Source organism: Tabrizicola sp. (genome assembly GCF_041913445.1).
GTDB lineage: Bacteria > Pseudomonadota > Alphaproteobacteria > Rhodobacterales > Rhodobacteraceae > Tabrizicola.
In genome coordinates this window covers 17,443-36,978 of sequence record NZ_JAYSFG010000006.1, presented here as the reverse complement: position 1 = coordinate 36,978, position 19,536 = coordinate 17,443, and the positions used below count along the sequence as shown (strand labels likewise).

The window sequence follows — 19,536 nt, the reverse complement described above, 5'->3', positions numbered from 1 at the left end:
ATCGTTCCAGTAGGTTCTTGGAACGATCCAAAAGAACGAAGGGGAATCATGCGCTGGGGGTTGATCGGGGCAAGCACCATTGCCGAGCAGCACATGATCGGGGCGATCCGCGCCACGGGGGGCGAGGTGGCGGCGGTGGTCAGCTCCACGGCTGCCCGCGCCCGTGACTATGCGGCGCAGCACGCCATTGCGGCAGCGGGTGACAGCCTTTCGCTGATATTGGACGACCCGTCCATCGGCGCTGTCTACATCTCGTCGACCAATGAGAAGCACCGCGACCAGGCACTTGGCGCCATTGCCGCGGGCAAGCATGTCATCTGCGAAAAGCCGCTTGCCATGACGGTGGCCGAGGCTGCCGAAATGGTAAATGCCGCGCAGGTCGCCGGGGTCACCTTCGCGACGAACCATCACCTGCGCTGCTCCGGCTCGCACCGCACCATCCGCGACCTGATCCGGGCCGGGCGCATCGGCCGCATCCTGTCGCTTCGCATCTTCCACGCCGTCCACCTGCCGCCGCATCTGCAGGGCTGGCGCATCAACGATCCCGCGGCGGGCGGCGGGGTGATCCCCGACATCACCGTCCACGATGCCGACGTGGCCCGCTTCCTTCTGGGCGAAGACCCGCACTCTGTCGTCGCCCAGATGGCAGCCAGCGGCATGGGGCAGGGGGTCGAGGATTCGGCCATGTCGGTCTGGACCATGCCCTCGGGCGCGATGGTCTTCAGCCACGAAAGCTTCACCCATCCCTTCGCCGGTTCAGGGCTGGAGGTGCACGGCACCGAAGGCTCGATCTTCGCGCGGGGCGTGATGACGCAACAGCCGGTTGGGGAGATCGAGCTCGTCACCGCCCAGGGCCGCGAAGCCGTGCCCTTCCCGCCGCACAACCTTTACGTCCAGGGCGTCACCGACTTCCTCGCCGCCATTGCCGGGCAAGGCACCCCGGCCGCAACCGGCCCGGACGGGGTCGCTTCGCTGGCCGTCGCGCTGGCGGTGCGAGAGGCCGCGCGCACCGGAACCCGCCAGCACGTCACTTATGGGAGGGCGGCATGACCAAGCTCGTCGCAGCATCGGACGCCGTCGCCCGCATCGCCGATGGCGCGGTCGTCACCGTCTCCTCCTCCTCGGCCCTGGGCTGCCCCGACCTGGTCCTGAAGGCGCTGGGCGACCGCTTCCGCGCGGAAGGCCACCCCAGGGGCATCACCACGCTCCACCCCATCGCGGCGGGGGACATGTACGGCGTCAAGGGCATGGACTGGATCGCGCAGGACGGGCTCCTCGCCCGCGTTCTCGCCGGCTCCTACCCCTCCGGCTCCTCGAACCTGCCGATGCCCGAGATCTGGAAGATGATCGTCGAGGACCGCGTTGCCGCCTACAACGTCCCCTCCGGCATCCTCTTCGACATGCACCGCGAAGCCGCCGCCCGCCGCCCCGGGGTGCTGACCAAGGTGGGGATGGAGACCTTCGCCGACCCGATCCGCGAGGGCTGCGCGATGAACGCGCGCGGCATGGCCGCCCCGATCGTGAAGCGCGTTGAGTTCGGTGGAGACACCTGGCTCCACTTCCCCAACATCCAGCCCGACGTCTGCATCCTGCGGGCCACCACGGCGGATGAGAACGGCAACCTCACCTACGAACACGAAGGCGCCTACTTGGGCGGCCTCGAACAGGCCATCGCCGCGCGGAACAACGGTGGGCTCGTCATCGCGCAGGTCTCCCGCCTCACCGCCGCCGGAAGCCTCCGCCCCCACGACGTCCGCGTCCCCGGCCACCTCGTCGACCTCATCGTCCTCGACCCCGACCAGAAGCAGACCTGCGAGACGCCCTACGACCCCGCCATCTCCGGCCAGATCATGCGTCCGTGGTCGTCCTTCACGCTGGCAGAGCGCGGCGTCGAAAAGGTCATCGCCCGCCGCGCCGCGATGGAGCTGCGGAAGGGCCAGACCGCCAACCTCGGCTTCGGCATCAGCGCGATGGTCCCCCGCATCCTGCTGGAGGAAGGCCACCCCGAAGCCGTCACCTGGGCCATCGAACAGGGCGCCGTCGGGGGGATGCCCCTCACCGGTTTTGCCTTCGGCTGCGCGTCGAACGCCTGGGGCTACGTCCCCTCGCCGCAGCAGTTCATCTACTTCCAGGGCGCGGGGTTCGACCTGTCGTTCCTGTCCTTCCTGGAGATCGACATCGAAGGCAACGTCAACGTCTCGAAACTCGGGAAAAAGCCCTACCTCACGGCCGGTTGCGGCGGGTTTGTCGACATCACCTCGCACGCCCGCAAGATCGTCTTCTCCGGCTGGTTCGAGGCCGGGGCAGGGGTGGAACTGACCGAAAAGGGCCTCAAGGTCGCCACCCCCGGCAAGTTCTGCAAGATGGTCGAGCGTGTCGAACACGTCACCTTCTCTGGCACCCGCGCCCGGGCCACGGGGCAAGAGGTGCTCTATATCACCGAACGCTGCGTGATCCGGCTGACCGACCAGGGCCTCGTCGCCACCGAGATCATGCCCGGCATCGACCCCGCCCGCGACATCGTCGCCGCAAGCCAGGGTCGCGTCACCGTGGTCGAGAACGCCACCCTCATGCCGCTTTCGCTCCTCGCCGAAGGCCCGATGGGGTGGCAGCCATGAGCGGTGTCCGCCTTCACATCGCGGGCCCCATAGCCACGCTGACGCTGGACAACCCGGCCAAGCTCAACTGCTTCACCGTGGACATGCTGGCCCAGCTTGCCAGCCACCTTGAAGTCATCGAGGGCCGCCCGGAGGTCCGCGCCGTGATCGTCACCGGGGAAGGGGAGAAGGCCTTCTGCTCCGGTGCCGACATCAACGCCTGGGGCGGGCTGTCCCCGGCCGAGTTCGCCCGCAACTGGGTGCGCGGCGGCCACCGCATCTTTGACCGCCTCGCGAGGCTTGCGAAACCCACCATCGCCGCGTTGAACGGCCACGCCTTCGGCGGCGGCCTCGAACTCGCCGCCGCCTGCGACATCCGCCTGATCACGCCCCGCGCCACCATCGCGCTGCCCGAGGCTGGGGTGGGCATCGTCCCCGGCTGGTCCGGCTCGCAGCGCCTTGCGCGGCTGATCCCGGAAGGCGTCCTCAAGGAAATGGCTCTCTTCGGCCGCCGCATCCCGGCCGACCGCCTTCTCTCCTGCGGCTTTGTCGCCGAGGTCACCGACGACCCCCGCGCCGCGGCGCAAGAGATCGCCGGGAAGGCCGCCACCCTCTCCCCCCGCGCGACCGAGATCACCAAGGCGATGATCCATGCGGGGCAGGGCGAGGACAGCGCCGCCCTGATCGAGGCGCTCGGCTCCGCCGCCATCGCCGCCAGCGCCGACCGGCAGGAGGGCGTCGCGGCCTTCCAGGAAAAGCGCAAACCAGAATTTCCGGGGACCTGAGATGCTTGACCTGACCCTGATCCCCGCGATCCGGACCACACTCCCGCCGGCCTTCGAGGCCCGCCACCTGATCGACGGCCAATGGCAGGGCAGCGCGGACGGCGCAACCTCGGAACGCCTGTCGCCCTCGCACGGGACCGTCGTCAGCCGCGCTGCAAAGGGCGGCAAGGCCGAGGCCGAGGCTGCCATCGCCGCCGCCCGCACCGCCTTCGACGACGGCCGGTGGAGCCAGCTTTCCGGCAAGGCCCGCGCCACGGTCCTGCTGAAGGTGGCCGACCTGATCGAGGCCAATGTTGAGCGCATGGCGCTGGTGGAAACACTGGAATCGGGCAAACCCATCACCCAGGCTCGGGGCGAAATCAGCGGAGCCGCAGACCTTTGGCGTTATGCCGCCAGCCTTGCCCGGACGCTGCACGGCGACAGCCACAACAGCCTCGGCGCGGAAATGCTGGCCGTGGTCCTGAAGGAACCCATCGGCGTCGTCGGGGTCATCACGCCCTGGAACTTCCCCTTCTGGATCCTGTCCCAGAAACTTCCCTTCGCGCTGGCCGCTGGTTGCACCTGCGTGGTCAAACCCTCGGAACTCACCCCCTCGACCACAGTAATCCTGGGAGAACACTTGATCGAAGCGGGTCTGCCCGCCGGAGTCGTCAACATCGTCCTCGGCTACGGCCAACCCGTCGGGGCGACGCTCGCCAGCCATCCGCACGTCGACATGGTCACCTTCACCGGCTCTACTGCCGTAGGCCGGGGCATCGCGGCGGCTGCTTCCAGCACCTTGAAGAAGGTCGCCCTGGAACTCGGAGGCAAGAACCCGCAGGTGATCTTCCCGGACGCTGACCTTGAAAGCGCCGCCGATGCCGTGGTCTTCGGGGTCTATTTCAACGTGGGTCAGTGCTGCAACTCGGGCAGCCGGATCATCGTCCACGAAGACATCGCCCAGGCCTTTACCGCCCGGGTGGTGGAACTGTCGCGCCAGGTCGCCTTCGGAGACCCCCTGGATCCCGCAACGCAGGTGGGCGCCATCGTCAGCCGCGAGCATGGGGCCAAGATCGACGCCTATGTGACCGCCGCCCGCAAGGCCGGGGCCACAGTCGCGCTGGGCGGCGCACCGCTAGAGGTTCCGGGCCTGACGCCGCAGTTCTATCAGCCGACGGTGGTGACGGGCGTCACCTCCGACATGGCGATCGCCCGGGAAGAGGTCTTCGGCCCGGTCCTGACGGTCCTGACCTTCCGGACGCTGGACGAGGCGCTGACCCTGGTGAACGACGCCGATTACGGCCTTTCCGCCGGCGTCTGGAGCGAGAACGTCCACACCTGCCTGGCCTTCGCGCGCGGCGCGCAGGCCGGCACGGTCTGGACCAACACCTGGATGGACGGTTTCCCCGAAGTGACTTTCGGCGGGATGAAGCAGTCGGGTCTTGGCCGCGAGATCGGGCGCTATGGCCTGGACGAGTTCCTGGAGGTGAAGTCGCTGGTCATGCGGATCGGTCGCACGCGGGCGCCTTGGGTCAGGGGTCAGGGATGAGCCGCGAACTCGATCTTCGGGGACTGCAGGACGTGCAGGTCGGCTGCGGCCTCGCCGCGCATGGACCGCAAGAGCACCGCGCCCATCGCACGGCCCGCACCCCGGAGATCCTCGAACACCGTGTCGACGTTGGGACGCAGAAGGTCGAAGATCGCCGAGGCCCGCTTGACCACGACGTCCAGCTGTCGGCCTGGATCAAGGCGCAGGTCCGACATCGCGGAAAGGCAGGCGATGGCCGCCACCTCACCGACGGAGATCACGCCGTCGGGCGCGTCCGGGGCCGCAAGGCGCTGGCGCAGGAAGGCGGCAATCTCGGGCGCTGGGGTCGAGAGGGTGACCGTCTCGGGCGTCTCCCAATGCAACCCGCGCTCGCGGCAGGCGGCAATCAGCCCGTAGCGCAGGTGTTGGGCGAAGGTGTAGCGCGCATCCGGCAGGATCATCAGCAGGCGCGAGCGCCGCTTTTCGGCAAGCCTCGCCACGGCGGCGCGGGCGAAGGCCTCGTTGTCGTAGTCGACCCAGGGGTGCGGCGTGGTGAATTCCGTCCGTCCATGGCTGACGAAGGGAAAACCCTGTTCGGTCAGATAGCGGACGCGGGGGTCGAAGGGCTCGGTCCGGTTCAGCACGATCCCGTCGCCCAACCGATTCTCGACGATCTGACGCACCGCGGTCATGCGGTCGGCCTGCATCACGTCGGGGAAAAGCGTCACGGAATAGCCGGTGCCTTGCAGCGCCTCGGCCAGCCCGCCCAGGAGGTCATGGGTGAAACCCAGGAATTCGTGATCGAGGCTGAGGAGGAGCTGGACGACCTTTGTCCTGCCCGTGCGCAGCCGCTGCGCGGCCCGGTCGGGAACGTAACCCTGTGCCCGCGCGGCCTCGGCCACCAGCGCCCGGGTCTGCGCCGCGATGCGCGGATCCTGAGCCAAGGCGCGCGAGATGGTCGTGACGGCAAGGCCGGTTGCCTGGGCAATCGTCCGCAAGGTGGCGCGGGGACGCGGGGCGGCGTGGCTCGCGGTCTCGTCCAAAGAGGTGCCCTTTCCCGGCTGGCCGGTGCTGTAACGATACAACCTGCCCTGCTTCTGAAAGCGGAATCTGCCCGGTTACCTGCGGCATTTCAACTGCAATCGGCACCAAAAGCAGGAATCGGTTGACGAGTTGAATTTTGCAACGTTTTAAATTCCACAGTCCCAAGGGGACGCAACACGGGAGGAAAGACCATGACGATGATGAAACGCGGGTTTGCCGCGGCCGCGATGCTGCTGGTGACCACGAGCCTGGTTCACGCCGAAGATGTGGAGGTCCTGCACTGGTGGACCTCGGGTGGGGAAGCGGCGGCGCTGAACGTGCTGAAGGACGACCTTGCCACCAAGTCCATCGGCTGGGTTGACATGCCCGTCGCCGGTGGCGGCGGCGAGGCGGCGATGACCGCGCTGCGTGCCCGCGTCACGGCCGGCGATCCCCCGACCGCCGTTCAGATGCTGGGCTTCGACATCCTGGACTGGGCGGGCGAGGGCGCTCTGGGCGACCTGACGGAAGTTGCGACCGCCGAGGGTTGGGACGCTGTCGTTCCCGCCGCGCTTCAGGGCTTCTCGAAGGCCGACGGCAAGTGGATCGCCGCGCCGGTCAACGTCCACTCGACCAACTGGGTCTGGATCAACAAGGCAGCGCTTGACGCGACCGGCCTTGCCGCGCCGACCACTTGGGACGAACTGGTAGCCGTCCTCGACAAGATGAAGGAAAACGGCATCACGCCCTTGGGCCACGGCGGCCAGCCCTGGCAGGAAGCGACCGTCTTCGACGGCGTTGTCCTGGGGATGGGGGGCGATCTGTACAAGAAGGCCTTCATCGACCTCGATCCGGCTGCCTTGGGCGGGCCGGAAATGGCCGAGGCCTTCAACCGCCTGATCAAGCTGCGCTCTTACGTCGACGACAACTTCTCGGGCCGCGACTGGAACCTCGCCTCCGCCATGGTCATCAACGGCGAAGCCGGGATGCAGATGATGGGCGACTGGGCCAAGGGCGAGTTCCTGAAGGCCGGCAAGGTCCCGGGCACCGACTTCGTCTGCATCCGCTTCCCCGGCACGCAGGGCTCGGTCACCTTCAACAGCGACCAGTTCGCGATGTTCAACGTCGAGAGCGATGAGGCCAAGGCTGCCCAGGCCGCGATGGCGAGTGCGATCATGAACCCGACCTTCCAGTCGGCCTTCAACGTGGTCAAGGGCTCGGTACCGGCCCGGACCGACGTGCCGAACGACGCCTTCGACGATTGCGGCAAGAAGGGCATGGCGGACCTGGCGGAAGCCAACACCAACGGCACGCTCTTCGGCTCGATGGCGCATGGTCACGCAGCCCCAGCGGCGGTGAAGAACGCCACCTATGACGTGATCACCGCGGCCTTCAACGGCGAATATGCCGACGGCGCCGCGGCTGCCGCCGCGCTGGCCGAAGCCGTCGCCGCCGCGCAGTAATCGATTGCCGGGGGGCGGCACCGCCGCCCCCCGAGCCAAATTCCTGAAGCAAGGAATTTGTCAAAATCCTTACTCAAGGATTTTGGACACCAGGATCAACGGGAGGGACCGATGGCCACGACCGAGGCCGATTTCCGCACACGCCTGCAGGACTGGCTGCCGAAGCTCGTCCTCGCCCCCTCCTTCGCCGTAACCCTCCTTTTCGTCTACGGCTTCATTCTCTTTACCGTGGTCCTGTCCTTCACCGGGTCGAAGATGCTGCCCCGCTACGACTGGGTTGGTTTCGAGAACTACCAGAAGCTCTTCGCGCTGCCCGCCTGGACCACAGCGATCACCAACATCGCGATCTTCGCGACGCTCTACATCGTCATCTGCACGGTCATAGGCCTGATGCTGGCGATCTTCCTTGACCAGAAGATCCGGGGCGAGGGCGTCCTGCGGCCGATCTACCTCTACCCGATGGCGCTGAGCTTCATTGTCACCGGCACCGCCTGGAAATGGTTCCTCGACCCCGGCATCGGCCTTGAACGGATCATGCACCTCTGGGGATGGGAGTCGTTCTCCTTCACCTGGATCAAGGACGGCGACATGGCGATCTACACCATCGTCATCGCCGCCGTCTGGCAGACCTCGGGCTTCGTGATGGCCATGTTCCTGGCGGGCCTGAGAGGTATCGACAACGAGATCCTGAAGGCCGCCCAGATCGACGGCGCCTCGAACTGGCAGCTCTACCGGCGGATCGTGATCCCGCTCCTCCGCCCCGCCTTCCTGTCGGCCTTCGTCATCCTCTCCCACCTCGCGATCAAGTCCTATGACCTCGTCATCGCGCTGACTGGGGGCGGGCCGGGACGGGCGACCGAGATGCCTGCGACCTTCATGTACTCCTACACCTTCACGAGGAACCAGATGGGCATCGGCGCCTCCTCGGCCGTGATCATGCTGATGACCATCGCCGCGATCATGGTCCCCTACCTTTACGCCGAGCTGAAGGAGAAGAAGGCATGAGCGGCGCAAGCCAAGACACCGCCGTCTCGACGGGGCGCGCGACGCGGGTTCTGATTTACCTGGTCCTGGTCCTCTTCGCGCTCTTCTACCTGTTGCCGCTCTACGTGATGGGCGTCAACTCCCTGAAACCGCTGGAGGAAATCACCGGCGGCAACATGATGGCGCTCCCGCAGACCTGGACGCTCGACCCCTGGCGCTCGGCCTGGTCGACCGCCCAGATCGGCGTCGAACCCACCGGCCTCAGACCCTATTTCCTGAACTCGATCCTGATGGTCGTCCCCGCCGTTGCGATCTCGACCATCGTCGGGGCGCTGAACGGGTACGTGTTGACCAAGTGGCGCTTCAAGGGCGACACCTGGGTCTTCGGGCTGATGCTCTTCTCCTGCTTCATCCCGTTCCAGATCGTGCTGATCCCGATGGCGGTGGTCCTCGGCAAACTCGGCCTCGCGGGCTCCGTGCCCGGGCTGATCCTGGTCCACGTCGTCTACGGGATCGGCTTCACCACGCTCTACTTCCGCAACTACTATGCCTCCTTCCCGACCGAGCTCATCCGCGCCGCCCAGATCGACGGGGCCGGGTTCTTCCGCATCTTCTGGCGCATCCTGCTCCCGGTCAGCGGGCCCATCGCCGTGGTCTCGGTCATCTGGCAGTTCACCAACATCTGGAACGACTTCCTGTTTGGCGTCTCGTTCGGCGGCACCTCGCAGCCGATGACGGTCGCGCTCAACAACCTCGTCCAGTCCTCGACGGGCGTGAAGGAATACAACGTCCACTTCGCGGGCGCGATCCTGGCCGCCCTTCCCACCCTGATCGTCTACATCGTCGCTGGTCGGTACTTCGTCCGCGGCCTCATGGCGGGGAGCGTCAAGGGATGATCCCCGCGAAAGTTTTCGAAAACTTTTGCCAAGAATTTTCGAAAATTCTTGGTTCCCGGCCCCAACGTCCCGCGCAAACGCAAAGGACCTGAGGGAGACCGCCGGGCGGCGGCAACCGCCCGACGGTCATGTTCAACCCAAGCCCGCTTTGACGACTGACAAGGGCGAACAGCAGGAAGGAATACCGAAGATGAAGGTCTTGTCCATAACCGCACTACTTCTGGCTACCGCCAGCCCGGCCCTCGCCGACCCTTCGGTCGAGGTGATGCACTTCTGGACCTCTGGTGGCGAAGCGGCGGCCCTGGGCGCCGTCCGTGACAAGGTCGTCGCCGAGGGCGTCACCTGGACCGACGCGCCCGTGGCGGGCGGCGGCGGCGATCAGGCCAAGACCGCGCTGCAGGCCCGCATCGCCAGTGGCAATCCGCCCGCCGCCGTGCTGATCCTGGGCCAGAACATCATCGACTGGGCGAATGAGGGCATGCTCGGCAATGTCGACGCTTTGGCTGAAGCGCAGGGCTGGGACGCCGCACTCCCGCGGGCCGTCAAGGACTTCACCCAGGTCGAGGGAAGCTGGGTTTCGGTCCCGACCAACGTGCACCGGACCGACATGATCTGGGCCTCCAAAGCCGCCTTCGACAAGATCGGCGCGGCCTATCCCACCACCTGGGAAGAGCTGAACGCCCTTGCGCCCAAGTTCCGTGAGGCCGGGATCATCCCGCTCGCCCACGGCGGGCAGGCCTGGCAAGAGGCCTACATGTTCGAAGCCGTCGCTGCCGGGGTAGGGGGCGCCGACTTCTACCGCAAAGCGCTGATCGAGCTCGACGATGCCACCCTGCGCGGGCCGGAAATGGTCGCCGTCTTTACCCAGCTGGCCGAGCTGCGCGGCATGGTCGACGACAACGCCCCCGGTCGCGACTGGAACCTCGCTTCATCCATGGTCATCAACGGCGAGGCGGCGATGCAGATCATGGGCGACTGGGCCAAGGGCGAGTTCACCAATGCGGGGAAGAAGCCCGGCGACGACTATGCCTGCATCCCGGTCCCCAAGGCCAGGGGCGATGCCTTCGTCTATCTGGTGAACTCTCTCAGCCTGTTCACCCAGACCGACCCCGACCTGATCAAGGGGCAAGAGGTGCTTGCCAGCGCGATCATGGACCCCGCCGTTCAGGTCGCCTTCAACCAGGCCAAGGGAGCGATCCCGGCGCGGACCGACATCGACCTGTCGGCGATGGACGCCTGCGCCCAGGCTACGTCCGCCAGCCTCGCGTCAAATGACGCCGCTGGCACCGCTGTCCCGACCTTCGCCGGAACCCACGCCGCCAACGCCGCCGTCGTGGGCGCCGCCACCGATGCAATCACCGCTTTCTTCAACTCTGACCAGACCCCCGAAGAGGCCGCAACCGCCCTTGCCGACGCCATCGCGGCGGCCCGGTAAGGCTACCGGCCTCGTCCCGAACTCCCCGGGACGGGGCCGACCCAACGACATGAGGACGAACATGGGTTTTCTCGACATCCGCAACGTCACCAAATCCTACGGGCAGGTCGAAGTCCTGCACCGCGTCGACATCGCGGTCGAGGAGGGCGAGTTCCTGGTCCTCGTCGGCCCCTCCGGCTGCGGGAAGTCCACGCTTCTGAACATGATCGCGGGGCTGGAAGGCATCTCGGCCGGTGAGATCGCGATCAAGGGCCGCGTCGTGAACGGCGTCCACCCCTCGAAGCGCAACATCGCGATGGTGTTCCAAAGCTACGCGCTTTACCCCAACATGACCGTAGGCCAGAACATGACCTTCGGGCTGGAGATGCACGGCGTCCCCAAACCCGAGCGTGACAAGGCGCTGGCCGAGGTCGCGAAGCTCCTCCAGATCGACCATCTCCTCGACCGCAAGCCCGGCCAGCTGTCCGGAGGCCAGCGCCAGCGCGTGGCGATGGGCCGGGCTTTGGTGCGGAACCCCGACGTCTTCCTCTTCGACGAACCGCTCTCCAACCTCGACGCCAAACTCCGCGTCGATATGCGGACCGAGATCAAGAAGCTCCACCAGAAGCTGAAAACCACCATCGTCTACGTCACCCACGACCAGATCGAGGCGATGACCCTCTCCACCCGCATCGCCGTGATGAACAAGGGCTTCGTCCAGCAGCTGGGCACCCCGAAAGAGATCTACGACACCCCCGCCAACGTCTTCGTGGCAACCTTCATGGGCTCGCCTGCCATGAACATCGTCCCCGCCAAGGTCGTCCTCCGCGACGGCCAGCCCCACGCGGCGCTCACCGACGCCGACGGCACGCCCCAGCACCTCCGCTTCAGCCAGGATCTGACGGCATGGGAGGGCAGGGACATCCTCCTCGGCATCCGCCCCGAGGCGATCACCGACCCCGAGGGCGCCGACCGCAAGTCCGGCAACATCGTCGCCCTGAGAAACCGCGTCACCGTCACCGAACCGGCGGGAGCCGACACCTTCGTCACGATGACGCTTTCGGGCAAGGACGCTATCGCCCGGATGCGCGCCGACGCGAATGTCGCGGCCGGACAAGCCTTTGACTTCGCAGTGAACATGGAAAAGGCCGTAGCCTTCGATCCGCAAACCGAACAGCGGATCGCCTGAATGAAATCTGCCCAATACACCGCGGACATCATCATCATCGGCTCCGGCATGGGGGGGGCGACGCTGGCCGCCGCGCTTGCCCCTACGGGGCGTAAGGTGCTGATCCTGGAACGCGGCGACCGCCTGCCCGACACGCCCGAAGCCCGCGACCCCGCCGCCATCTTCCAGCGCGGCCACTTCAAGCCGAACGAGACCTGGCGCGACATCTCCGGCGCGGCCCTGCACCCCGGCAACTACGCCTATGTCGGCGGCAACACCAAGTTCTACGGCGCGGTCCTCCTCCGCTACCGGGCCGAGGACTTCCGCCCCCTCCGCCACCTCGAAGGCACCACCCCCGGCTGGCCCATCGCCTACGCTGACCTCGAACCCTGGTACTCCAAGGCAGAAACGCTCTACCGCGTCCGGGGCGACGTGGCGGGTGACCCGACCGAGCCGCCCCATTCCGCCCCCTATCCCTTCCCACCCGTCCCGGACGAGCCAGACATCGCCGCCCTCCGTCAGGCCTTCGCCGCCCAAGGCCTCCACGTCTCCGCGCTCCCATTGGGCGTGGACATCGACGCCTGGCTGAAGCGCGCCCGCACCGGCTGGGACGCCTTCCCCTGCACCACGGGGGCCAAATCCGACGCCGAATCCTGCGCGCTGGTCGAGGCGCTGAAACACCCCAACGTTACCCTCCAGACCAACACCAAGGTCACCCGCCTCCTTTCCGAAGCCCGCCGCGTCACCGGCGTCGAAGTCGAACGCTTCGGCACCCGCGAGACCCTGACCGCCCCCACCGTCGTACTCTCCGCCGGAGCGATCCTCTCCTCCGCCCTCCTCCTCGCCAGTGCGAACGACGACCACCCGACCGGCCTTGCGAACAAATCCGACCAGGTCGGCCGCAACTTCATGAACCACAACCTCACCGGCATGGTCGCCTACAATCCCTTCCGCCGGAATCGCACGACCTATGAAAAGACCATCCAGGTCAACGACTTCTACCTGACCGGCGGCCCGAACGGCGAACCCCTCGGCAACATCCAGATGCTCGGCCGCATCACCGGACCCATCCTCGCGGGCGAATCCGGCCTTCCTCTCTGGCTCTCCCACCACATCGCCGAACACTCGATCCACATCATGGCCATGTCCGAGGACCTGCCCGACCCCAACTCCCGCGTATTCTGGCGCAACGGAGAGGTCGTCCTCGACTGGCGCAAGACCAACACCAAAGCCCACGACCTCCTGGTGAAACGCCTCAAGCAAGCCATGCGGAAAGCCGGCTGGCCCATCACCCTGGCGCGGGGCTTCCCCAAATCCAAACCCTCCCACCAGTGCGGCACCAACCGCATGGGCGCGGACCCAAGGACCAGCGTGGTCGACACGAACCTCAAGGCCCACGACCTCGACAACCTCTACATCTGCGACGCCTCGGTCCTGCCGACCTCCGCCGCCGTGAACCCCTCGCTCACCATCGCCGCGCTGGCTCTCCGCGCAGGCGACCACATCGCGAAAGCCCAGCCATGAAACCCCTCGCCCTCATCACCGGAGGCCAGCAAGGCATCGGCCTCGGCATCGCCCAGGCCCTTGCCACCCAAGGCTTCCGCCTCGCCATCGCCTCCCGCTCCGCCCCCGGAGACGCCAGCGTCACCCAAGCCCTCGAAGCCCTCGGCCCCGACGCCCGCTACTACCAGCACGACCTGTCGAACATTGCCGCCATTCCTGCGCTCCTCGACGCCATCGAGGCGAACCAAGGCCCCCTCGACGCCCTGATCCAGAACGCGGGCGTCGCCGCCAAGGTCCGGGGCGACATGCTGGACATCACACCGGAAAACTTCGACTGGATCATGGGCATCAACCTGCGCGGGGCCTTCTTCCTGGCGCAACAGGTCGCGAAACGCATGCTCGCCACGAGCAGCGAACACTACCGCTCCATCACCTTCGTGACCTCCGTCTCGGCCCAGATGGCGAGCCCCGAGCGTGCCGACTACTGCATCTCCAAGGCCGCCGCCGCGATGGCCGCCCAGACGCTCGCCCTGCGCCTTGCCTCGCACAACATCGGCGTCTTCGAGCTTCGCCCCGGCATCATCGAAACCGGCATGACCGCTGGGGTCAAAGACAAATACGACGCCCGCATCGCCCAGGGCCTCGTCCCCGCCGGCCGCTGGGGCCAGCCGTCAGACATCGGCCAGGCCGTCATCCCCCTCGTCACCGGACAACTCGCCTTTGCCACCGGGGCCGTCCTCCCCGTCGATGGCGGCCTCTCCATCGAGAGGCTGTGAGAATGCCGTTCCCACCCCGCGCACCGCAAAAATTTTCGAAAATTTTTGCCCGGAATTTTCGAAAATTCCGGTCCCCCGGACCGCTACCCAAGGCACTCCAATGACCTACGACTACATCATCATCGGCGGCGGCTCTGCCGGTTGCGTCCTCGCCGCCCGCCTGTCCGAAAACCCCGCCGCAAAGGTCCTCCTCATTGAGGCCGGGGGCCGCGACCGCCATCCGTTCTACCACCTGCCCGCGGGCTTCGCGAAGATGACCAAGGGCATCGGCTCCTGGGGCTGGCAGACCGTTCCGCAGCGGCACATGAAGGGGATGCAGATCCGCTACACGCAAGCCAAGGTGATCGGCGGCGGCTCCTCGATCAACGCGCAGCTCTATACCCGTGGCAATGCGCAGGACTACGACGACTGGCGCCAGATGGGCTGCCCCGGCTGGGGGTATGAGGACGTCCTCCCCTACTTCCGCAAGTCCGAACACAACGACACCCACGACAACCGTTACCACGGCAAGGACGGCCCCCTCGGCGTCAGCCAACCCCGCGCGCCCCTGCCGATCTGCGAGGCGTTCTTCGCCGCCGGGGCCGAAATCGGCATCCCGCGGAACCGCGATTTCACTGGCGAGACGCAGGACGGCCTGGGCTACTACCAGCTGACCCAACGCTGGTATCGCCGCTCCTCCACCGCCACCGCCTTCCTGAAACCGGCGCTCCGTCGCCCGAACCTGAAAGTCAAGACCGGCCAGCAGGTCCTGCGCATCGTCGTCGAGAAGGGCAGGGCGGTCGGCGTCCAGACGACCGAAGAAACCCACCGCGCCACGACCGAGGTCATCCTCTCCTCCGGCGCCATCGGCTCCCCCCGCCTCCTGCAGCTTTCCGGCATCGGTCCCGCCGACGACCTCAACCGCCTCGGCATCCCCGTCGTCCTCGACCGCCCGCAGGTGGGCGCGAACCTGCAGGACCACCTCGACCTCTTCGTCATCGCCGAATGCACCGGCCCCCACACCTATGACCGCTACGCCAAACTCCACTGGTCGGCGCTCGCGGGCCTTCAATACCTCCTGACCCGCAAGGGCCCTGTCACCTCCTCCCTCTTCGAGACGGGAGGCTTCTGGTACGCCGACCGCTCCGCCCGCTCCCCCGACATCCAGTTCCACCTGGGCCTCGGCTCCGGCATCGAGGCCGGCGTCGCCGCCATGCCGCAGGGCGGCGTCACCCTGAACTCCGCCTTCCTCCGACCCCGCTCGCGCGGCACCGTCCGCCTGGCCTCGGCAGACCCCAAAGCCGCCCCCCTGATCGACCCGAACTATTGGGAAGATCCCTACGACCGCGAAATGTCGATCAAGGGCCTCAAACTCGCGCAAGAGATCATGCGCCAACCCGCGCTCAAACCCTTCGTCCTCGCCGAACGCCTTCCCGGCCCCGAGGTGAGAACCGACGAGGACTACATCAACTACGCCGTGAAGAACGCCAAGACCGACCACCACCCCGCCGGGACCTGCCGCATGGGCGCGGACGCCGAGGCCGTCGTCGACCCCACCCTCCGCTTCAACGGCATCGACGCCCTCCGCGTCGTCGACGCCTCGATCATGCCGACCGTGGTCTCCTCCAACACCAACGCCGCCACCATCATGATCGCCGAGAAAGCCGCCGACCTGATCAAGGGAGCCGCCGCATGATCCGCCACATCGTCCTCCTCAAGGCCCGGCCCGAGGTCTCCGAAGTCCACATCCAAAGCATCTTCGCCGACCTCCACAGCCTCAAACTCCCCGGCATCCTCGCCATCCACTCCGGCCGCTCGGAGAGTCCCGAGAAGATCGAACGCGGCTACCTCCACGGCTTCACCGTCGACTTTGCCGACTGGGACGCGCTGGCCACCTACCAGGCCCACCCCGACCACAAACGCGTCGGAGCCGCCCTCGTCGCCGCCGCCCAAGGTGGCCTCGACGGTATCCTCGTCTTCGACCTTCCCTGCTGAGGCCACCCCATGTTCACCCTCCCCACAGCCGACGCCCGCCTCGAACCCTACCGCCTCACCGGCACGCCGCTGACACCGCGGGCCCCAAAGGTCCCACTCACCCGCACTGCCTTCGCCGCCGCCCACGTCGTCTCCGATCCCCTGCGCGAGCGGAACCCCTGGGACACCCGCCCCGCCGTCGACTGGGACGCGACCCTGAACTTCCGCCAGCAGCTCTGGGACCAGGGCCTCGGCCTCGCCGAGGCGATGGACACCGCCCAACGCGGCATGGGGGTCGACTGGCCCACCGCGATGGAGCTCATCCAGCGCACCATGCGCGCCGCGAAGGCCCACCCGATGAAACCGAGGGTCGCCTGCGGGGCCGGGACCGACCACAAACCCCTCGCCGACCTGACCACCCCCGACGCCATCCTCGCCGCCTACACCGAACAGGCCGAGGCCATAGAAGCCGCCGGCGGCCAGCTCATCCTCATGGCGTCCCGCGCCTTCCCGGCGATCCGCGCCTCCGAGGGCACCTACCGCCACGTCTACCGAAAGCTCATCGACGGCGCGAAAGACCCGGTCATCCTCCACTGGCTGGGCGACATGTTCGACCCCGCGCTGAAAGGCTACTGGGGCAGCACGGACGTCGCCAAGGCCTCGGACTTCGTCCTGTCCCTCATCGCCGAGAACCCCGGCAAGGTGGACGGCATCAAGATCTCCCTCCTCGACCAGTCCCAAGAAGAACAGTTCCGCGCCCGCCTTCCCGCAGGCGTCCGCCTCTACACCGGCGACGACTTCAACTACGCGCCGCTGATCGAGGGCGACGGCACCCATTTCTCCCACGCGCTGCTCGGCATCTTCGCCGCCATCGCCCCGGCGGCCTCCCAGGCCCTCGAAGCCCTCGCGCAGGGCGACAGCCAGACCTATCACCGCCTCCTCACCCCCACCGTCCCGCTCTCCCGGGACATCTTCCGCGCCCCCACCCGCTTCTACAAGGCGGGGATTGCGTTCCTCAGCTGGCTCAACGGCCACCAGAAGCACTTCATCATGCCCGCGGGCTTCCAATCCTCCCGCGACATCACCCACTACGCCCAGGTCTTCCGCCTGGCCGACGCCTCAGGCTTGCTTTCCAACCCCGATCTGGCACAAGCGCGGATGAAGACCCTTCTCGCCCTGCACGGGATCGACCAGGACTGATGGACAAACGGCCGACGATCATCGACGTGGCGACGCTTGCGGGCGTCTCCAAATCGACCGTCAGCCTCGTTCTGCAACAAAGCCCGCTGGTGAAGCAGGAAACCCGCGACGACGTGCGCCGGGCGATGGCGCAACTTGGTTACGTCTACAACCGCGCCGCCGCCAACCTGCGCTCCTCGAACGCGGGTCTCATCGGCGTCGTCATCAACGACCTGAGAAACCCGTTCTTCACCGAATTCGCGACCTCGCTGCAGATGGCCCTGTCGGCGCGCGGCTATGCCACCGTCCTTGCAAATACCGACGAAGACCCCGCCCTGCAGACGCAAGTCATCGGCGCCATGCTGGAACACGGCGTCTCCGCCCTCATCGTCTCGCCGGCTTACGGCGACGAGACCGCCTTCGACGCCATCGCCCGCGCCAATGTCCCGGCCCTCCAGGTCCTGCGCCAGGTCGTCCCCACCAGCCGCGCGCCCTTCGCCGCGCCCGACTACCCCACGGGAAGCCGCCTCGCCACCGAGCACCTCCTGGCTCAAGGCGCCCAGCACATCGCCTTCGTCGGCGGCCTCGAAGGCCGCGCCGTCACCCAACTGCGGATGTCCGGCTACCTTGCCACCCTCGCGGCCCACGGCATGACCCCCCTCCACCTCCCCGGCCGCCCCGGCCGCGCCTTCGGGCGCGAGGCCGCCCGCCGCCTTGCCGAACAGCATCCCAGCGTCGATGCCGTCCTCTGCTTCAACGACCTCACCGCCCTGGGCCTTCTGACCGGCTGCACCGAGCAGGGCCGCGCCATTGGCCAAAGCCTGAAGATCGTCGGCTTCGACGACATCGAGGACTGCGCCCAGGTCTACCCCGCGCTCTCTTCGGTCCGCTGCGACATCGCGGGCTTTGGGCAGAGGATGGCGGAAACGGTGCTGGAATGGCTGGAAAACGACCATCGCCCGCCGCCGGAAACCGTTACACCCGTGACGTTGATCCCCCGCGCGTCGAGCCTTTCATGATCCCGGACCCCGCCCAGTTCCTCCGCCAGCTCTTCGACCGCGCCGTGGAAGTGGCCGACCCGATGCGCTCACTCGCGCGCTTCCTGCCCGAAAAGCCCAAGGGTCGCGTCCTCGTGATCGGCGCGGGCAAAGCCTCCGCCCGCATGGCCGAAGCGGTCGAGGCGGCGTGGGGCCCCTGCGACGGCCTCGTCATCACTCGCTACGGCTATGCCCGCCCATGCCAGGGCATCGAGATCGTCGAGGCCGCCCATCCCGTCCCCGACCAGGCCGGAGTGGATGCAACGCAGCGCATGCTCCAGCTTCTGCAGGGCCTCACTGAAGACGACTTCGTCCTCGCCCTCATCTCCGGCGGGGCCTCCGCGCTTCTCTGTGCCCCGGCCGAGGGCATGACGCTGGCCGAAAAGCAGCAGGTCAACGCGGCCCTCCTCGCCTCCGGCGCGCCCATCGTGGCGATGAATACGGTCAGGAAGCACCTAAGCCGTGTCAAAGGCGGCCAGCTCTCCGCCGCCGCCTATCCGGCCAAGATTCTCGCCCTGATGATTTCCGACGTGCCCGGCGACGACCCGGCCTTCATCGGCTCCGGCCCCACCGTCGGCGATGCCACCACCCCCGACGACGCCCGCGCGATCCTTGACCGCTGGTCCATCCCGGTCCCGCCGTCGGCCCGTGCCGCCCTTGCCCATTCCGGCGTCGTCCCCCCCGGCGACCCGCGCCTCTCGCGCACCCAAAACGTCATCTACGCCGCCCCGGCCCAATCCCTCGCCGCCGCCGCCGACCTCGCCGCCCCGCTGGCCGAGGTCCGGACCCTCGGTGACCGGATCGAAGGCGAGGCGCGCGACGTCGCCCGCGAACAGGCCGCAATGGCGACCAGCCTCGCTGCCAGCCTGAAGCCCGGCGACAAGCCCATCCTCCTCCTCTCCGGCGGCGAGCTGACCGTGACCCGTACTGGCGACGGGGTAGGGGGGCCCAACGCCGAATTCTGCCTCGCCCTGGCACTTGCGCTGGACGGCCATCCGCAGATCCACGCCATCGCCTGCGACACCGACGGGGTGGACGGGGCCGCCGAGGTGGCGGGCGCGCTGGTCAGCCCGGACACGCTGCAAACCCCCGGCGCAGCCGAGGCGCTTGCCCGCAACGACGCGCACGGTTGGTTTGCGAAAGCCGGGTCGCAGGTCGTGACCGGTCCGACCCTGACCAACGTCAACGACTTCCGCGCGATCCTGATCCTGCCACCGAAGTGACGGTCCGTGCCGCGCGGACAGTGTAGTC

The 19,536-nt window shown here is 67.3% G+C and carries 17 protein-coding genes; 16 read left to right on the top strand and 1 reads right to left on the bottom strand.

Annotated elements, in window-relative coordinates:
• The first annotated feature begins 48 nt into the window (after positions 1-48).
• From ACE3Q6_RS08945 to ACE3Q6_RS08930, 4 genes are read left to right on the top strand one after another with little or no spacing between them, the layout of a single operon-like run.
• Positions 49-1,050 (top strand): Gfo/Idh/MocA family protein, encoded by a 1,002-nt coding sequence (locus tag ACE3Q6_RS08945; RefSeq protein WP_374431201.1) that lies wholly within the window; start codon positions 49-51, stop codon positions 1,048-1,050.
• Positions 1,047-2,618 carry an acyl CoA:acetate/3-ketoacid CoA transferase gene (locus ACE3Q6_RS08940; protein ID WP_374431199.1) on the top strand — a complete coding sequence of 524 codons (1,572 nt, stop codon included), beginning with the start codon at positions 1,047-1,049 and terminating at the stop codon, positions 2,616-2,618. The genes ACE3Q6_RS08945 and ACE3Q6_RS08940 overlap by 4 nt, the downstream gene beginning before the upstream one ends.
• On the top strand, positions 2,615-3,382 hold the full coding sequence (locus ACE3Q6_RS08935) for an enoyl-CoA hydratase/isomerase family protein (protein WP_374431197.1): 768 nt from the start codon (positions 2,615-2,617) through the stop codon (positions 3,380-3,382). Before ACE3Q6_RS08940 ends, ACE3Q6_RS08935 begins: the two co-directional genes overlap by 4 nt.
• Position 3,383: 1 nt before the next feature.
• On the top strand, positions 3,384-4,910 hold the full coding sequence (locus tag ACE3Q6_RS08930) for an aldehyde dehydrogenase family protein (protein ID WP_374431195.1): 1,527 nt from the start codon (positions 3,384-3,386) through the stop codon (positions 4,908-4,910).
• Here the strand turns inward: ACE3Q6_RS08930 and ACE3Q6_RS08925 are convergent.
• Positions 4,901-5,974 (bottom strand): LacI family DNA-binding transcriptional regulator, encoded by a 1,074-nt coding sequence (locus ACE3Q6_RS08925; protein ID WP_374431193.1) that lies wholly within the window; start codon positions 5,972-5,974, stop codon positions 4,901-4,903. The genes ACE3Q6_RS08930 and ACE3Q6_RS08925 overlap by 10 nt on opposite strands.
• 150 nt (positions 5,975-6,124) lie before the next feature.
• Here ACE3Q6_RS08925 and ACE3Q6_RS08920 point away from each other — a divergent pair, with 150 nt between their 5' ends.
• The 12 genes from ACE3Q6_RS08920 to ACE3Q6_RS08865 all read left to right on the top strand — a co-directional run bounded on the left by ACE3Q6_RS08920 (position 6,125) and on the right by ACE3Q6_RS08865 (position 19,508).
• On the top strand, positions 6,125-7,375 hold the full coding sequence (locus ACE3Q6_RS08920) for an ABC transporter substrate-binding protein (RefSeq protein WP_374431191.1): 1,251 nt from the start codon (positions 6,125-6,127) through the stop codon (positions 7,373-7,375).
• 111 nt (positions 7,376-7,486) lie between these two features.
• Positions 7,487-8,380 carry a carbohydrate ABC transporter permease gene (locus tag ACE3Q6_RS08915; protein ID WP_374431188.1) on the top strand — a complete coding sequence of 298 codons (894 nt, stop codon included), beginning with the start codon at positions 7,487-7,489 and terminating at the stop codon, positions 8,378-8,380.
• Entirely contained in the window at positions 8,377-9,255 is an 879-nt protein-coding gene (locus tag ACE3Q6_RS08910; protein ID WP_374431186.1) for a carbohydrate ABC transporter permease, read from the top strand. The genes ACE3Q6_RS08915 and ACE3Q6_RS08910 overlap by 4 nt, the downstream gene beginning before the upstream one ends.
• Positions 9,256-9,445: 190 nt before the next feature.
• A complete protein-coding gene (locus ACE3Q6_RS08905; protein ID WP_374431184.1) occupies positions 9,446-10,690 on the top strand; it encodes an ABC transporter substrate-binding protein in 1,245 nt (414 codons plus the stop codon).
• 61 nt (positions 10,691-10,751) lie between these two features.
• Complete coding sequence (locus ACE3Q6_RS08900; RefSeq protein ID WP_374431182.1) at positions 10,752-11,858, top strand: ABC transporter ATP-binding protein; 1,107 nt, start codon at positions 10,752-10,754, stop codon at positions 11,856-11,858.
• The gene (locus ACE3Q6_RS08895; RefSeq protein ID WP_374431180.1) at positions 11,859-13,361 is read left to right on the top strand and encodes a GMC oxidoreductase; all 1,503 of its coding nucleotides are present in this window, start codon (positions 11,859-11,861) and stop codon (positions 13,359-13,361) included.
• Positions 13,358-14,116, top strand: a complete 759-nt coding sequence (locus ACE3Q6_RS08890; protein WP_374431178.1) for a 3-ketoacyl-ACP reductase — start codon at positions 13,358-13,360, stop codon at positions 14,114-14,116. The genes ACE3Q6_RS08895 and ACE3Q6_RS08890 overlap by 4 nt, the downstream gene beginning before the upstream one ends.
• 100 nt (positions 14,117-14,216) lie before the next feature.
• Positions 14,217-15,791, top strand: a complete 1,575-nt coding sequence (locus tag ACE3Q6_RS08885; RefSeq protein WP_374431175.1) for a GMC family oxidoreductase — start codon at positions 14,217-14,219, stop codon at positions 15,789-15,791.
• On the top strand, positions 15,788-16,090 hold the full coding sequence (locus ACE3Q6_RS08880) for a Dabb family protein (protein WP_374431172.1): 303 nt from the start codon (positions 15,788-15,790) through the stop codon (positions 16,088-16,090). The genes ACE3Q6_RS08885 and ACE3Q6_RS08880 overlap by 4 nt, the downstream gene beginning before the upstream one ends.
• 9 nt (positions 16,091-16,099) lie before the next feature.
• Positions 16,100-17,269 (top strand): dihydrodipicolinate synthase family protein, encoded by a 1,170-nt coding sequence (locus tag ACE3Q6_RS08875; RefSeq protein ID WP_374431170.1) that lies wholly within the window; start codon positions 16,100-16,102, stop codon positions 17,267-17,269.
• Positions 17,269-18,267: a LacI family DNA-binding transcriptional regulator gene (locus ACE3Q6_RS08870; RefSeq protein ID WP_374431168.1), complete on the top strand. Its 999-nt coding sequence runs from the start codon at positions 17,269-17,271 to the stop codon at positions 18,265-18,267. Before ACE3Q6_RS08875 ends, ACE3Q6_RS08870 begins: the two co-directional genes overlap by 1 nt.
• Positions 18,264-19,508 (top strand): glycerate kinase, encoded by a 1,245-nt coding sequence (locus ACE3Q6_RS08865; protein ID WP_374431165.1) that lies wholly within the window; start codon positions 18,264-18,266, stop codon positions 19,506-19,508. Before ACE3Q6_RS08870 ends, ACE3Q6_RS08865 begins: the two co-directional genes overlap by 4 nt.
• Positions 19,509-19,536 lie beyond the last annotated feature (28 nt).

Bases quoted from the DNA above. Each gene is read 5' to 3' on its own strand.
- ACE3Q6_RS08945 (WP_374431201.1), top strand. From the start codon at position 49: ATGCGCTGGGGGTTGATCGGGGCAAGCACCATTGCCGAGCAGCACATG.
- ACE3Q6_RS08940 (WP_374431199.1), top strand. From the start codon at position 1,047: ATGACCAAGCTCGTCGCAGCATCGGACGCCGTCGCCCGCATCGCCGAT.
- ACE3Q6_RS08935 (WP_374431197.1), top strand. From the start codon at position 2,615: ATGAGCGGTGTCCGCCTTCACATCGCGGGCCCCATAGCCACGCTGACG.
- ACE3Q6_RS08930 (WP_374431195.1), top strand. From the start codon at position 3,384: ATGCTTGACCTGACCCTGATCCCCGCGATCCGGACCACACTCCCGCCG.
- ACE3Q6_RS08920 (WP_374431191.1), top strand. From the start codon at position 6,125: ATGACGATGATGAAACGCGGGTTTGCCGCGGCCGCGATGCTGCTGGTG.
- ACE3Q6_RS08915 (WP_374431188.1), top strand. From the start codon at position 7,487: ATGGCCACGACCGAGGCCGATTTCCGCACACGCCTGCAGGACTGGCTG.
- ACE3Q6_RS08910 (WP_374431186.1), top strand. From the start codon at position 8,377: ATGAGCGGCGCAAGCCAAGACACCGCCGTCTCGACGGGGCGCGCGACG.
- ACE3Q6_RS08905 (WP_374431184.1), top strand. From the start codon at position 9,446: ATGAAGGTCTTGTCCATAACCGCACTACTTCTGGCTACCGCCAGCCCG.
- ACE3Q6_RS08900 (WP_374431182.1), top strand. From the start codon at position 10,752: ATGGGTTTTCTCGACATCCGCAACGTCACCAAATCCTACGGGCAGGTC.
- ACE3Q6_RS08895 (WP_374431180.1), top strand. From the start codon at position 11,859: ATGAAATCTGCCCAATACACCGCGGACATCATCATCATCGGCTCCGGC.
- ACE3Q6_RS08890 (WP_374431178.1), top strand. From the start codon at position 13,358: ATGAAACCCCTCGCCCTCATCACCGGAGGCCAGCAAGGCATCGGCCTC.
- ACE3Q6_RS08885 (WP_374431175.1), top strand. From the start codon at position 14,217: ATGACCTACGACTACATCATCATCGGCGGCGGCTCTGCCGGTTGCGTC.
- ACE3Q6_RS08880 (WP_374431172.1), top strand. From the start codon at position 15,788: ATGATCCGCCACATCGTCCTCCTCAAGGCCCGGCCCGAGGTCTCCGAA.
- ACE3Q6_RS08875 (WP_374431170.1), top strand. From the start codon at position 16,100: ATGTTCACCCTCCCCACAGCCGACGCCCGCCTCGAACCCTACCGCCTC.
- ACE3Q6_RS08870 (WP_374431168.1), top strand. From the start codon at position 17,269: ATGGACAAACGGCCGACGATCATCGACGTGGCGACGCTTGCGGGCGTC.
- ACE3Q6_RS08865 (WP_374431165.1), top strand. From the start codon at position 18,264: ATGATCCCGGACCCCGCCCAGTTCCTCCGCCAGCTCTTCGACCGCGCC.